Origin of the sequence: Sphingomonas cannabina (assembly GCF_021391395.1) — a bacterium.
In the GTDB taxonomy this organism is placed as follows: domain Bacteria; phylum Pseudomonadota; class Alphaproteobacteria; order Sphingomonadales; family Sphingomonadaceae; genus Sphingomonas; species Sphingomonas cannabina.
The window spans coordinates 292441-306080 of the sequence record NZ_CP090059.1; the positions used below are offsets into that span (position 1 = coordinate 292441).

Consider the following 13640-nt stretch of genomic DNA (forward strand, 5'->3'; position numbering starts at 1 on the left):
CATGGCCGAGATCAAACTGCATCCGAGCTGGCTGGAGCCGCTGCGTGGCGAGTTCGACAGCCAGTATATGGCGGACCTGCGCAGCTTCCTGGTCGAGGAGAAGGCGCGCGGCAAGCGCATCTTCCCCGCCGGCAGCGAATGGTTCCGCGCGCTCGACCTGACGCCGCTCGACCAGGTGCGCGTCGTCATCCTGGGGCAGGATCCGTATCACGGCCCCGGCCAGGCGCACGGCCTGTGCTTCTCGGTGAAGCCCGGCGTCCGCACGCCGCCGAGCCTGGTCAACATCTTCAAGGAGATGGAGAGCGACCTCGGCATCACGCCGGCGCGGCACGGCTTCCTCGAGCATTGGGCGAAGCAGGGGGTGCTGCTGCTCAACGCGGTGCTGACGGTCGAGATGGGCCTCGCCGCCTCGCACCAGGGGCGCGGCTGGGAGAAGTTCACCGATGCGATCGTGCGGCAGGTCAACGCCAAGGAGGAGCCGGTCGTGTTCCTGCTGTGGGGCAGCCACGCCCAGCGCAAGGCGGCGGCGGTCGACAGCATCGAGCGCGGCGGGCGGCACCTGGTGCTGAAGGCGCCGCACCCTTCGCCGCTGTCGGCGCACAACGGTTTCTTCGGCTGCCGGCATTTCTCCAAGGCCAACGCCTTCCTCGAGAGCCGCGGCTTGCCGCCGATCGACTGGGCGCTGCCTGCACTGGGATAGAGGGATCGACATTTGAGGGAGTGACGACATCTCAATCTTCCTCACCGTCACCCCGGACTCGTTCCGGGGTCCACCGGGAGGCAAGGACTGGGCAAGAGGTTTCGAGCGCAGTCGGCGAAGCACAGTGGACCCCGGAACAAGTCCGGGGTGACGGCCGGGTAACGGCTACGGAAGACCTGCAACCTCAAATGTCGATCCGCTCTAGAGCTGGCCGAGGTTGACCAAATTGACTCGGCGGCGGGTTTGCGTCGGCCGTACGAGGGGAGGCAAGGCCGACGCGCCGGCGAGGCGACGGGAGGGCGCCACCGGCGCGCCACCTGGGTAACAGGTAGGTACCATCGACGCGCCACCCGGGTAACGGGCAGGCGCCACCGGCGCGCCGCGCGGGCGACAGATACGCGCCACCGACGCGCCACCCCGGCGACAGGGGCGCGACACCGGTGCGACGGACAGGCGCCGCCGACGCGCGTGGTTCGCGACAGGCAGGCGGCGTCCCGGCGTCATGCGCGCTCCGGTGACGCGGCAGGACGGGCGGCCGGCGCACCATCGTGCGCGAACGGATCGGCCATCCGGCGGGCATGGAGCGCGAGCGCGTGGTCCCATAGGCGATCGAACGGCGTGCCGGCGAGGCGCCGGCGCAACCGGTGTGCGCCCGACCGCGACATGCCCGCGGCCCGCGCCGCGCGCGCGACGCTGCCGCTCTCGGCCAGCGCGGCGAGGAAGATGCGCTGCAAGGCAGGCGTCCATTGCACGCGGTCCGGCGGGACGCGCGGCTGGAGGGTTCGGGGAGCCACCGGCGCGGCGTCGCGCACGGGCGGCTGGTTGCGGTGGGGATGCCGGTCCATCGATGAGGATAGAACAGATCAAATCCTACATTGGAAGGGTGTTTCCGACCTGCCGACAGCTCCAGTCGCTGACGACTTCTAATCCTCCCCCGCCAGGGGGAGGTGGCACGCAAAGCGTGACGGAGGGGGAGGACGGCGATCGGCGTACAACTTGCGTCGGCGATCGAGGGCGGTCGCGACGATCTGGCGGACCACGCCGTCCAAGTTCGACAGCACCTCACTCGCCGGATAGCGCAGGACGCGAACCCCTTCCGCGGCGAGCCAGGCATCACGCACCGCATCGCGCGTTGGCCGATCACCGCGCGAATGCGCTTCGCCATCGACCTCGATCGCGAGTCGCGCGGGGGCGCAGTAGAAGTCGAGCACATAGTCACCGGCCGAGTATTGCTTGCGGAAGCGCAAGCCGGCTTCGTTTTGTCGAAGCGCGAGCCACAGGCCGATCTCTGGAGGTGTCATCTCACGCCGCAGACGCTTGGCATTGCGTCGACCGGGTCCTGATCCCTCGAGCCGCATCGCCGTCCTCCCCCTCCGTCAGTCCCCGCCTTCGCGGGGACTGCCACCTCCCCCTGGCGGGGGAGGATTGAAAGAAGCCAAACATGGCCGGTCACTGGAACAGCGGCAGCTCCGGCATCAGCCGCCAGCGTCCGACGATCTCGTGGCGGGTCGCGCCGACATGGCTGTGGATCAGCACGAACTCGTCGACCTGCCATGCGACCGGCGCGACCGCGCGGCTGAACGCCTCGCCCTCGCGATAGCCGAGCGTCAGGTGCGGGCTGAAGCTCCATCCCTCGCGCGCCTTGAGCCCGGCGCGATCGACCTCGGCATGGATCGCGCGCTGGAGCAGCGCCAGCCCGGTCGAGCGCCGCCCCGGCCGCAATGCCACCGATCGGACGGTGCCGACCACGCGGTCGAGCATCAGCTCGAACGCCGCCGCTTCCACCGCATTGCCGATCGCGACCAGCTCGGCGATCAGCTCGTCCGGCCGGCGGGGATGATCGTCGAAAATCTCGAGCGTGATGTGGGCGTGCTCGGATCGGACCGGCGTGCCCTCTCCGCAATAGGTCCGGCGCATCCCCGCGATCGGCGCCAGCACCTCGTCCGCGGGCTTGATCGCGAAGAACGGGCGGTATCGGACGGGTGCGGACCCGGGCAGCTCCTGGAACATTCATGCCTCCGAATCATCGATTTCGTTCTTTATATGTTCCACACATCGAAGAGTCGATGAGCGATTGACGCGGCGGCGGTCCGCGCCGACAAGGGAGCGTCATCGACCGGGGGACGCGGCAGTGGCGAAGCGGGGACGTTTGGGTGCGGCGCTGGCTCTGGCGGCGCTGTTGGCAGGATGCGGCGGCGGAGGGGGTGGCCCCGGCGCGGTGGTTGCGCCGAGCCCGACGCCGACTCCAACTCCTACACCCACCCCGACACCGACCCCCGTCGCCGGCTGCAGCCTGCGCGAACGGCAGGATTGGGTCGCGGCGCAGATGCGCGAATGGTATCTGTTCCCCGAGACGCTGCCGGCGAGCCTCGATCCCGGCGTCTACCCGACGGTGGACTCCTATCTCGACGCGCTGACCGCGACCGCGCGGTCGCAGGGGCGCGACCGCTATTTCACCTATCTGACCTCGATCGCCGAGGAGAATGCCTATTATGAATCGGGATCGAGCGCCGGCTTCGGCTTCCGGCTCGGCCTCGGCGGGCAGCGGCTGTTCATCATCGAATCCTTCGAGGGCGGGCCGGCGCTGACCGCCGGGATCGATCGCGGCACCGAGATCCTGGCGATCGGCACGACAGCATCGAACCTGCGCAACGTCAGCGACATCATCGCGAGCGCGGGCACCGCAGGCATTACCGATGCGCTGGGCCCCGACACCGCCGGCACCGCGCGCGTGCTGCGCATCGCCGATGCGAACGGCACGCGCACCGTGACCCTCGCCAAGACCGACTTCGCGCTGACGCCGGTCTCCAGCCGCTACGGGGCCAAGGTGCTCGACGACGGCGGGCGCAAGATCGGTTACCTCAACCTGCGGACCTTCATCAACACCGCCGATCCCGCGCTGCGTCAGGCCTTCGCCAATTTCCGCGCGCAGGGGATCACCCAGTTCATCGTCGACCTGCGCTACAACGGCGGCGGCCTGCTTTCGATCGCGGAGCTGATGGGCGACCTGATGGGCGCCAACCGCACCGGATCCGATGTGTTCGACCATGTGACTTTCCGGCCCGAGAAGGCTTCGGAGAACGAGACCCATTATTTCACCGCACAGTCCGAGGCGGTGGCACCGGCCAGGATCGCCTTCATCGGCAGCGGCGGAACCGCGTCGGCGAGCGAGCTCGTGATCAATGGCTTCCTCCCCTATCTCCACGCCAACATGGCGCTGATCGGCACCAACACCTACGGCAAGCCGGTCGGCCAGATCGCGATCGACAAGACCGCCTGCGACGACCGACTGCGGGTGATCGCCTTCGCGCTGGAGAATGCCGCTCACCAGGGCAGCTATTTCAACGGCCTCGCCAGCACCGTCGAGGCGAGCTGCCAGGCGAGCGACGACATCAGCTATCCGCTGGGCGACCCGCGCGAAGCGTCGACCAAGGCGGCGCTCGATTTCCTCGCCGGGCGGAGCTGCACGCGGATCAGCACCGCCAGCGCGGCGACGCGCGAGCTGAAGGTGAGCGCACCGGGCGGCCGCGAGCTGCTGGCGCCGGCGCGGCCGACCACGATGCAGCGCGAGGTGCCGGGCGCGTTCTAGGGGCCGTCCCTTCAAGTTGAACCGATGTGCTCCTGCGAAAGCAGGAGCCCTGGACACATGCCGTGTCGCTTGCGGCCAGTGCTCCTGCTTTCGCAGGAGCACGGGCGCTGCTTTGATCTAAACAGGACAGAGTCCAGATCGGCCTATTCGGAGGGGCAATTGCCGGGGCGCGTTTCCGTCTTGCCGCCTGGCAGGTACCAGGTCGAGCGGCCTTCGACCGAATCCTCGTTCTCGTAATAGCAGACCTCGGCGCTCGCCCCATCGGGCGTGATGGCGACCGACCAGTTGTGATAGCCGCAATTGTGCTTCTCGCAGCCCCATGCGAGGACGCGGCCCTCGCTCATCACGATCGGCGCGTCGGGGCCGTCGTATTTGAAGACGAAATCGCGTGCCTCGGCATCCTTCGCCACCGCGCCGACCGCGGCCTTGACCAGCGGCTCGTCGAGGAAGGTGCGGCCATCCACCTTCTCCGACGGATGGCGGCCGACATAGGCGGCGAGCGGGCCGGGATCGGCCCCCGTGGCGACCGCGGCCGCATTGGTCAGGTTGGCGGCAGTGTCGTTAGCAGCGGCCGCGGCGTTGACCGCATCCGCGGCGGCGTTGGCGGCGGGCTGGTTGGCGGGTTCGCCTTCCCCGCTCCCGCCGCAGCCTGCGAGCAGCAGCGCGGCGGCCAGCGCCGCTCCCGTCCGCGAACGATCGATCATGGCATCCTCCCTGTTCGCCGGCCGACTCGACCGTGTCGATGCGATCATGACGGAGAGCGCACCGGCGGCAAGCGACTTTGCGGCCGGCGGATTCAGCCCGGCTGCTCCAGGCAGGCCGCGATCAGGCGCGCCTCCGGCGTCCTCAACGCGGCCTTGCTGCCGCACAGGAAGATGCCGTTGCGGCAGGCCGGGGCGGCGGTCTCGAGGCCGAAGGCGCGGCAGGCATCCGCAGGCGCGATCGTCGCACCCCGCCCGGCCGCGACGCTGGCCAGCGCCTCCTCGAGCTCCTCGAAATGGTCGTGGCGCCGCAGGAACGGCGGCTGGCTGCCGACGATTTCGGCGAACCAGCGGCCGAACACATATTCATATTCGTCATAAGTGACGAAGGGCAGCCGGCCGGCGCCGGCGTCGGCGGTTCCGGCGGCGCCGACCAGCACGAGTTCCTCCTCCGCGACCGCCAGGCTCTCGAACGGCGCGGCCACCACCGGGCGATAGGTCAGCGCAAGGTCGATCTCACCGCGGCCGAGCGCATCCAGCAACGCGTCCTGGCTGTCGGTGTGCAGGACCAGGCGCTGCTCCAGCGGCAGGCGCGGAAGGAGCGCGGGGACCAGGCGATAGCGGCCGAAGCCGGTGACCGCCCCCAGCCGGAGCGGCGAGACGACCGGCGCATCGGAGCCGATCGCGGCGCAGACCCGGTCGATGTCGGACAGGGCGCGCCCGACCACGTCGAATATCTCGCGTCCCTTGGGGGTGAGGCGGAGCGAGCGCCCGACACGCTCGGTGAGCCGGATTCCGACCTCGCGCTCGAACCGGCGCAGATCGGCGTGCACGGCCGGCGGCGACTTTCCGATCCGCTGCCCGGCCGCGGTGATGCCGCCGGCCAGGCCGACCGCGTGGAACACGGCCGCGCGCCGCAAGGTGCTGCTGTCCATCATTCATCTGTATCGAAGATTAGCGGCAAGAGGAAAGAATTTTGGAATGATAGCCGCGCGCCTAACGAGTGCATGAGGAGATACCACGATGCGCTTGTTTCTGCTGGCAGCAGCCATTGTCCTCGCGGCCCCTGCGATCGCGCAGGCGCAACCGGACGACGGGAAGCGGATCGCGCAATTCTACAGCTATCGCCTCACCGATCGCGCCCGGTTCGAGAGCGGCTATCGCGCGCATCTGGGTTGGCATGCCCGCAAGGGGGACCGGCTCGCCTGGTATGCCTGGACCGTCCAGTCGGGCCCGCGGCGGGGGCAGTTCATCGATGCGACCGCGGGCGCCAGCTTCGCCGATCTCGACGCGCGGCCCGATATTGCCGGCGACGGCGCGGATTTCGCGCGCACGGCGGCGCCCCATGCCGAGCCGGTCGACGTCGAGACATGGGAGCTGTGGCCGGAGCCATCCACCGCCACCCCGCTGGAGGACCGTGAGCCGAGCCGGACCGTGGACGTGTTCCTCATCCAGGTGGATCCCGGCGAGGAGCTGGCGTTCGAGCGCGCGATCGGCGCGATGGCCACGCGCAAGGTCCCCGGATTGCGCGTGAGCTGGTATCGCAAGCTGCGCGGGGGACGGGTTCCTGCCTATATGGTCCTGCTGGCACGCGACCGCTGGGCGGACCTCGGCCGGGCCGGGGGCACGCTGTCGTCGCTCCTGGCCGGCGCCTATGGCGCGCAGCCGGCCGCGATCCAGCCGGTGCTCGACAGCGTCGCGTCGATCGACACCGAAAGCTGGAGCTACGAGCCGCGGCTGTCGCTGATCCCGGGAACCCCGCTGCTGCCCTGATCTACGCCGTCCCGGCCTGGTGTCCCCACGGCACCAATGGTCGTGCTCTTGTCATCTTCTGCTATCGCGGCTCCTGGCGCATCATCGCTCGATGATGGTCATGCGAGCGTAGCTGCGGGTGGGGAAGACAGGCATGGATCGGCGCGGGACGGGTTCGTCATTGTGGCGCGGCTTCGCCGCTGCGGTCGCCCTGGCCGGCGGCGTTCCCGCCGCGGTGGCGCAGGACGCGCAGCCGACCCGGAGCCCGCCGTTCGCAAACCAGGATGGGCTCCGCCCTGTGCTCAACTCCGACGGCGGGAGGACGCTGCGCTTCGACTGGCCGATGCTCAGCATCGGCACCGGCGAATATGAGGAGGGGCCGACCGGCGTCACCGTGTTCCGCTTCGGCCGCAAGGTGCACGGCGCGGTCGACGTGCGCGGCGGGGCGCCGGGGACGGTCAACACCGATTTCCTGCGGCTCGGCTACGAGACGCCCGACCTGGATGCGGTCGTCTTCGCCGGGGGTTCCTGGTACGGGCTCGAGGCGACCACTGCCGTCGATACCGCGCTCAAGGACGACGGGGTGCGCAGCGGCTATTGGGACAATATCGGCCTCGCCGTCGGCGCGATCATCTACGACTTCGGCGGCCGGCGGCTGAACGAGATCTATCCGGACAAGCGCCTCGCCCAGGCGGCGCTGAGGGCGGCGCGTCCCGGCATCTTCCCGCTCGGCGCGCGCGGCGCCGGCCGCTCGGCGATGACGGGCAGCCTGTTCGGCTGCGACGCCCATTCGGGGCAGGGCGGCGCCTTCCGCCAGGTCGGACCGGTCAAGATCGCCGCCTTCACCGTCGTCAACGCATTCGGCGCCGTCACCGACCGCGACGGCAAGCTGGTCGCCTGCTATCCCGATCCCGCCTGGCCGAAAGACGTGAAGACGAGCCAGCTGCTCACCGATTTCTCTGAGAAGCGGCTGTCGGGGCTGCTCGCCTCCTCGGCCGACAAGGGGCGCAAGAACACGACGGTCAGCCTGGTCGTCACCAACGTGAAGATGAGTCCGGCCGAGCTGCAGCGGCTCGCGATCCAGGTCCACAGCTCGATGGCGCGCGGTATCCAGCCGTTCCAGACCATGTTCGACGGCGACGTGCTCTACGCCGTCTCGACCGACGAGGTCGATCCGGGCGAGGCGACGCTGGGCTTCGGCTCGGTCGACGTCGCCACGCTGGCGTCGGAGGCGATGTGGGACGCGATCCTCGCCTCGGTGCCGCCGCAGCCGGCGGCGCCGGTGCCGGCGAAGCGCGCGGTCGCGGGGCAGGCGGTGCTCGAGGGCTATGCCGGCGACTATCGTTTCAGCCCGATCGCCGAGCTCCGCGTCACCGCGCGCGAGGGCAAGCTGTTCGGCGAGGCGACCGGCAAGTACGACATCTTCTCGATCAAGCGCGGCCAGCCGGTCGAGCTGTTGCCGGTGACCGCGACCGACTTCACCGTGCCGGGTCGCTATCCGATGCTGCTGCGCTTCGACGGCAACGGGATGCTGACGGTCAATCCCGGATCGTGGCAGCAGGTCGCGCAGAGGACCGACCGCTGACGTGCCGCGCCTTCAGCCGATGACCGAGCCGATCGAGGAAGCCGATCCGGCCGAGCTGCTCCACGCCACCTACGCCGGGCACCTGCTTCCCGGCCGGCAGCTCGAGGCGTTCCGCCGGTTCGAGCACCTCTTCCCGACGCGCATGGTCCGCCGCGGCATGGCCGCGCGCCCGTTGCCGCGACGCGACGCGCCGTTCCCGGAGCTGTCATTCCGGTCGAACGGCAAGAGCTGCGACCTCTACGACTATGTCTCGCGCAACCGCGGCATCGGCCTCCTCATCCTGAAGGACGGCGCCATCGCGTTCGAGAACCACGAGCTCGGCCATGACGAGCGCACCCGCTGGATGTCGATGTCGATGGCCAAGTCGATCACCGCGACCCTGGTCGGCGTGGCGATCAACGACGGCTTCATCGCCTCGCTCGACGACCCGCTCACCCGCTACCTCCCCGAGCTCGCGGGCTCGGGCTATGACGGCGTCAGCGTCCGGCAGCTGCTGATGATGGCGTCCGGCGTGCGCTGGAGCGAGGATTACCTCGACCCGGCGTCGGACCGGCGGCGGATGCTCGACCTCCAGCTCACGCAGCAGCCGGGCGCGATCATGGACTTCATGGCGAGCCTGCCGCGCGTCGCCGAGCCCGGCACGGTATGGAACTACAGCACCGGCGAGACCCATGTCGCCGGCGCGCTGGTCCGCGCCGCGACCGGGCGGCCGCTCGCCGACTATCTGTCGGAGCGGATCTGGTCGCGGCTCGGCATGGACCAGGACGCCTTCTGGTGGCTCGAATCGCCCGGCGGGCTGGAGGTCGCGGGCAGTGGGCTCAGCGCGACGCTGCGCGACTATGGCCGCTTCGGGCTGTTCATCGCCGGCGGCGGCGTGATCGACGGCGAGCGCGTGCTGCCGGAGGGCTGGGTCGCCGAATCCGGCGGCTGCGCGATCCCGGCGCCGGGGCGCGGCCATTACGGGCTGATGTGGTGGCCGATCGCCGGTAGCGACGGCGGCTATGACGACGGCGCGTTCCGCGCAGGCGGCATCTTCGGCCAATATATCTACGTCAACCCGAAGCGGCAGGTGGTCATCGTCGTGTGGAGCACCCGCTCGAAGCCGCTCGGCGCCGACGCGATCGAGGACAACGACTTCTTCAACGCCGTGGTCGAGGCGCTCGGGTGAGCGGCGCCGCGGCCGTGCAGCCGATCGCCCCCTTCGCCCCGCCGGCCGGGGAGCGGACGCTGTTCGGGCACCCGCGCGGGCTCGCCTATATCGTCTTCACGGAGGCGTGGGAGCGGTTCTCCTTCTACGGGATGCAGGCGCTGCTGGTGCTCTACATGGCGGGCTATCTGCTCCAGCCCGGCCATGTCGACCAGGTGCTCGGCTTCGCCGGCTACCGCCATATGGTCGAGGCGCTGTTCGGGCCGCTCTCCACGCAGGCGCTGGCGACGCAGACCTTCGGCCTCTACGGCGGCTTCGTCTATCTGACGCCGATCTTCGGCGGCCTGCTCGGCGACCGCGTGCTCGGGCGGACGCGCGCGGTCACGCTGGGGGCGGCAGTGATGGTCGCCGGGCATTTCCTGATGGCGTTCGAGGGTGCCTTCCTGATCGCGATCCTGGCGCTGCTGGTCGGCTGCGGGCTGCTCAAGGGCAATCTCGCCGCACAGGTGGGGGCGCTCTATCCGCGCGACGATCCGCGCCGCGACCGTGCCTTCTCGATCTATTATGTCGGCGTCAACGTCGGCGCCGCCGTCGCGCCGCTGATCTGCGGGACGCTGGGCGAGCTCTACGGCTGGCATTACGGCTTCAGCGCGGCGGGGGTCGGGATGCTGATCGGCCTTGGCGTCTACCTGTCGGGGCACCGGCACCTGCCGCCGGATGGCCTCGCTGCCGGCGGCGAGGCGCCGCGACTGGCACGGAGCGATGTGAGGCCGATCCTCGGCCTGCTGATCGTCCTCGCGCTCGTCACCCTGTTCTGGGTGGCGCAGACGCAGGTGTGGAACAGCTATCCGCTGTGGGTGCGCGACCGGGTGGACCGCGGGCTGTTCGGGCTCAGCGTGCCGATCACCTGGTTCCAGTCGGTCGATTCGATCGCGGTGCTGCTGTTCGCGCCCGTCTGCATGGCGATCTGGCGCTGGCAGGAGCGCCGGCGCGCGGAGCCGTCCGATCTCGGCAAGGTCGCGCTCGGCTGCGCGGTGTTCGCGGCGGCGTGCCTGTGGCTCGTCGTCGGCGAGACGCTGTCGGGCGGGGCGCGGGTGCCGATGCTGTGGCCGATGCTGTTCCACCTCACTTGCGCCTTCGGCTATCTCTATGTCGTGCCGATCGCGCTGGCGCTGTTCGCGCGCGCCGCGCCCGCCTCGGTCAATGCGCTGATGGTGTCGGTCTATTATGTCGGCATCTTCCTGGGATCGATCGCGAGCGGCTGGCTTGGCCGCTTCTACGGCACCGTTCCGCCATCGAGTTTCTGGGCCATCCACGCCGCCATCGTCGGCGCCGCGGCGGTGCTGATCGTCGCGCTGCACCGCCCGCTCACGCGCCTGCTCCGCATCGGCGCGCCCCATCGTTCAGGAGTAGCATCATGACCGACCGCACCTACGACAATGACCGCCTCCGGCGTCTTGACGTCGCGCATCACCTGCCGGCGCAGCAGGACTGGGGGCTGCAGCGCGCCGCCGGCGGCAGCCGCGTGATCGTGCGCGCCGAGGGGTCGACCATCCACGACGCCGAGGGCAATGCGCTGCTCGACGCGATGGCGGGGCTGTGGTGCGTCCAGGTCGGCTATGGCCGCGAGGAGCTGGCGCGCGCCGCCTATGACCAGATGCGCGAGCTGCCCTTCTACAACAGCTTCTTCCGCACCGCCGCGCCGCCGACGATCGAGCTCGCCGCGAAGATCGCGGAGCTGCTCGGCGGCCGGCTGAACCACGTCTTCTTCAACAGCTCGGGCTCCGAGGCGGTCGACACGCTGATCCGTACCGCGCGCCATTACTGGCAGGTGAAGGGCGAGCCGCAGCGCACGGTGATCATCGGCCGCACCAACGGCTATCACGGATCGACCATCGGCGGCGTCAGCATGGGCGGGATGGCCGCGATGCGCGCGCAGGGCGGACCGTGGGTGCCCGACATCGAGCATGTCCTCCAGCCCTATCGTTTCAACGAGGGGTTCGGCGAGGACCCGGACGCCTTCGCCGCGCGCGCCGCCGGCGCGATCGAGCAGCGCATCCTCGAAGTGGGGCCGGAGCGGGTCGCGATGATCTTCGGCGAGCCGGTGCAGGGCGCGGGCGGCGTCATCATCCCGCCCGACGGCTATTGGCCGCGCGTCGAGGCGATCGCGCGCAAATATGGCGTGCTGCTCGGCTGCGACGAGGTGATCTGCGGATTCGGGCGGCTCGGGCGGTGGTTCGGCTTCCAGCATTTCGGCGTCGCGCCCGATCTGGTGTCGATGGCGAAGGGGCTGTCGTCGGGCTATCTGCCGATCTCCGCGGTCGGCGTCGCCGATCATGTCGTCGAGACGATCCGCGGCGCGGGCAAGCCCTTCGTCCACGGCTATACCTATTCGGGCCATCCGACCGCGGCGGCGGTGGCGCTCGCCAACATCGGCATCATCGAGCGCGAGGGGCTGGTCGAGCGCACGGCGACGGACAGCGGTCCCTATTTCGCCGCGGCGCTCCAGCGGCTCGCCGATCACCCGCTGGTCGGCGAGGTGCGCTCGCTCGGCCTGCTCGGCGCGATCGAGATCGTCGCCGAGAAGGGGACGAACAGGCGCTTCGGCGGCGCGGAAGGAACGGCGGGGCCGATGCTGCGCGACGCCTGCATCGAGCGCGGGCTGATGATCCGCGCGGTGCGCGATTCGCTGGTGATGAGCCCGCCGCTGGTCATCACCCATGCCGAGATCGACCGCATGGTCGACATCATCCGCGACGCGCTCGACGCCTGCCGGCCGCGCCTCGACGAAACGCGCGCCGCCGCCTGATCCCGGAACTAATCGATGGCCGATTTCACGCCCTTTCGCTGGGACGACCCGTTCCTGCTCGACGCGCAGCTCACCGACGAGGAGCGGATGGTGCGCGACACCGCCGAGATCTATGCGCAGGAACGGCTGCTGCCGCGCGTCCTGTCGGCGACGATGGAGGAGCGGTTCGACCGCGAGATCATGTCGGAGCTCGGCGAGCTCGGGCTGCTCGGCGCGACGATCGACGGCTATGGCTGCGCCGGCGTGAGCCATGTCGCCTACGGCCTCGTCGCCCGCGCGGTCGAGCGGGTCGATTCGGGCTATCGCTCGGCGATGAGCGTGCAGTCGAGCCTCGTCATGCACCCGATCCATGCCTATGGCAGCGAGGCGCAGCGGCAGGCCTATCTCCCCCGGCTCGCCAGGGGCGAGATCGTCGGCTGCTTCGGCCTGACCGAGCCCGATGCCGGCTCCGACCCCGGCGGTATGAAGACCCGGGCGCGGCGCGTCGACGGCGGCTATCGCCTGACCGGCAGCAAGATATGGATCACCAACTCGCCGATCGCCGACATCGCGGTGGTGTGGGCGAAGGACGACGACGGCGTCATCCGCGGCTTCATCCTCGAGCGCGGCATGGCGGGGCTGAGCTTCCCGAAGATCGAGAACAAGCTGTCGCTGCGCGCCTCGATCACCGGCGAGATCGTGATGGACGAGGTGTTGGTGCCGGAGGAGAATCTCCTCCCCGGCGCGCGGGGCCTCGGCGGGCCGTTCGGCTGCCTCAACAAGGCGCGCTACGGCATCGCCTGGGGCGCGATGGGCGCCGCGGAGGACTGTTATCATCGCGCGCGCCAGTACGCGCTCGACCGCAGCCAGTTCGGCCGGCCGCTCGCCGCCAACCAGATCCCGCAGCTCAAGCTCGCCGACATGGCGACCGAGATCGCGCTGGGCCTCGGGGCGGCGCTGGCGGTGGGGCGGAACATCGACGCGGGCACCTGGTCGCCGGAGATGGTGAGCCTGATCAAGCGCAACAATTGCGGCAAGGCGCTGGAGATCGCCCGCACCGCACGCGACATGCACGGCGGCAACGGCATCTCGGCCGAGTTCCATGTGATCCGCCACATGATCAACCTCGAGACGGTCAACACCTACGAGGGCACGCACGACATCCATGCGCTGATTCTCGGACGTGCGATCACCGGGATACCGGCGTTCGTGCCGGGCGGCTGATATTCCCTCTCCCTTTGGGAGAGGGAGGGGCCCGCTCGACGAAGTCGAGTGGGAGGGTGAGGGTGACCGTCGCTGGCCGCAGTCACCCTCACCCTCCCGCCGCCTTCGGCGGCTCCTTCCCTCTCCCAATGGGAGAGGGACAGTGGGGGCACGC

General features: G+C 69.7%; 13 protein-coding genes. 8 read left to right on the forward strand and 5 right to left on the reverse strand.

Annotated features, from left to right (window positions below):
* Position 1: 1 nt before the first annotated feature.
* Entirely contained in the window at positions 2–700 is a 699-nt protein-coding gene (ung, locus tag LZK98_RS01490) for a uracil-DNA glycosylase (RefSeq protein ID WP_233784586.1), read from the forward strand.
* Positions 701–1200: 500 nt separating this feature from the next.
* Here the strand turns inward: ung and LZK98_RS01495 are convergent, their stop codons facing one another.
* From LZK98_RS01495 to LZK98_RS01505, 3 genes are all read right to left on the reverse strand, one after another.
* Complete coding sequence (locus LZK98_RS01495) at positions 1201–1545, reverse strand: LysR family transcriptional regulator (protein WP_233784587.1); 345 nt, start codon at positions 1543–1545, stop codon at positions 1201–1203.
* Between the two features lie 78 nt (positions 1546–1623).
* Positions 1624–2058: an endonuclease domain-containing protein gene (locus LZK98_RS01500; protein ID WP_233784588.1), complete on the reverse strand. Its 435-nt coding sequence runs from the start codon at positions 2056–2058 to the stop codon at positions 1624–1626.
* Positions 2059–2149: 91 nt separating this feature from the next.
* The gene (locus LZK98_RS01505) at positions 2150–2710 is read right to left on the reverse strand and encodes a 2'-5' RNA ligase family protein (RefSeq protein ID WP_233784589.1); all 561 of its coding nucleotides are present in this window, start codon (positions 2708–2710) and stop codon (positions 2150–2152) included.
* 121 nt (positions 2711–2831) lie between these two features.
* On the opposite strand from LZK98_RS01505, the gene LZK98_RS01510 reads away from it, so the two are divergent.
* Positions 2832–4289: a S41 family peptidase gene (locus LZK98_RS01510; RefSeq protein ID WP_233784590.1), complete on the forward strand. Its 1458-nt coding sequence runs from the start codon at positions 2832–2834 to the stop codon at positions 4287–4289.
* A gap of 143 nt (positions 4290–4432) precedes the next feature.
* On the opposite strand, the gene LZK98_RS01515 is transcribed toward LZK98_RS01510, so the two are convergent.
* Together LZK98_RS01515 and LZK98_RS01520 are read right to left on the reverse strand one after the other, a co-directional pair.
* Positions 4433–4993, reverse strand: a complete 561-nt coding sequence (locus tag LZK98_RS01515) for a hypothetical protein (protein ID WP_233784591.1) — start codon at positions 4991–4993, stop codon at positions 4433–4435.
* Between the two features lie 92 nt (positions 4994–5085).
* Positions 5086–5925 (reverse strand): LysR family transcriptional regulator, encoded by an 840-nt coding sequence (locus tag LZK98_RS01520; protein ID WP_233784592.1) that lies wholly within the window; start codon positions 5923–5925, stop codon positions 5086–5088.
* An 88-nt stretch (positions 5926–6013) separates the two neighbouring features.
* Between LZK98_RS01520 and LZK98_RS01525 the strand changes: the two genes are divergently transcribed.
* From LZK98_RS01525 to LZK98_RS01550, 6 genes are all read left to right on the forward strand, one after another.
* Positions 6014–6763, forward strand: a complete 750-nt coding sequence (locus LZK98_RS01525; RefSeq protein WP_233784593.1) for a hypothetical protein — start codon at positions 6014–6016, stop codon at positions 6761–6763.
* Between the two features lie 133 nt (positions 6764–6896).
* Entirely contained in the window at positions 6897–8327 is a 1431-nt protein-coding gene (locus LZK98_RS01530; RefSeq protein WP_233784594.1) for a P1 family peptidase, read from the forward strand.
* Positions 8328–8346: 19 nt separating this feature from the next.
* Entirely contained in the window at positions 8347–9495 is a 1149-nt protein-coding gene (locus LZK98_RS01535) for a serine hydrolase domain-containing protein (protein WP_233784595.1), read from the forward strand.
* Positions 9492–10895 (forward strand): peptide MFS transporter, encoded by a 1404-nt coding sequence (locus tag LZK98_RS01540; protein ID WP_233784596.1) that lies wholly within the window; start codon positions 9492–9494, stop codon positions 10893–10895. Before LZK98_RS01535 ends, LZK98_RS01540 begins: the two co-directional genes overlap by 4 nt.
* Complete coding sequence (locus tag LZK98_RS01545) at positions 10892–12283, forward strand: aminotransferase (protein ID WP_233784597.1); 1392 nt, start codon at positions 10892–10894, stop codon at positions 12281–12283. The genes LZK98_RS01540 and LZK98_RS01545 overlap by 4 nt, the downstream gene beginning before the upstream one ends.
* 15 nt (positions 12284–12298) lie before the next feature.
* Positions 12299–13486 (forward strand): acyl-CoA dehydrogenase, encoded by a 1188-nt coding sequence (locus LZK98_RS01550; protein ID WP_233784598.1) that lies wholly within the window; start codon positions 12299–12301, stop codon positions 13484–13486.
* Positions 13487–13640 lie beyond the last annotated feature (154 nt).

What these genes read in the sequence shown, in the direction of transcription:
- ung (WP_233784586.1), top strand. Translation starts at nt 2, where the DNA reads ATGGCCGAGATCAAACTGCATCCGAGCTGGCTGGAGCCGCTGCGTGGC.
- LZK98_RS01495 (WP_233784587.1), bottom strand. Translation starts at nt 1,545, where the DNA reads ATGGACCGGCATCCCCACCGCAACCAGCCGCCCGTGCGCGACGCCGCG.
- LZK98_RS01500 (WP_233784588.1), bottom strand. Translation starts at nt 2,058, where the DNA reads ATGCGGCTCGAGGGATCAGGACCCGGTCGACGCAATGCCAAGCGTCTG.
- LZK98_RS01505 (WP_233784589.1), bottom strand. Translation starts at nt 2,710, where the DNA reads ATGTTCCAGGAGCTGCCCGGGTCCGCACCCGTCCGATACCGCCCGTTC.
- LZK98_RS01515 (WP_233784591.1), bottom strand. Translation starts at nt 4,993, where the DNA reads ATGATCGATCGTTCGCGGACGGGAGCGGCGCTGGCCGCCGCGCTGCTG.
- LZK98_RS01520 (WP_233784592.1), bottom strand. Translation starts at nt 5,925, where the DNA reads ATGGACAGCAGCACCTTGCGGCGCGCGGCCGTGTTCCACGCGGTCGGC.
- LZK98_RS01525 (WP_233784593.1), top strand. Translation starts at nt 6,014, where the DNA reads ATGCGCTTGTTTCTGCTGGCAGCAGCCATTGTCCTCGCGGCCCCTGCG.
- LZK98_RS01530 (WP_233784594.1), top strand. Translation starts at nt 6,897, where the DNA reads ATGGATCGGCGCGGGACGGGTTCGTCATTGTGGCGCGGCTTCGCCGCT.
- LZK98_RS01535 (WP_233784595.1), top strand. Translation starts at nt 8,347, where the DNA reads ATGACCGAGCCGATCGAGGAAGCCGATCCGGCCGAGCTGCTCCACGCC.
- LZK98_RS01545 (WP_233784597.1), top strand. Translation starts at nt 10,892, where the DNA reads ATGACCGACCGCACCTACGACAATGACCGCCTCCGGCGTCTTGACGTC.
- LZK98_RS01550 (WP_233784598.1), top strand. Translation starts at nt 12,299, where the DNA reads ATGGCCGATTTCACGCCCTTTCGCTGGGACGACCCGTTCCTGCTCGAC.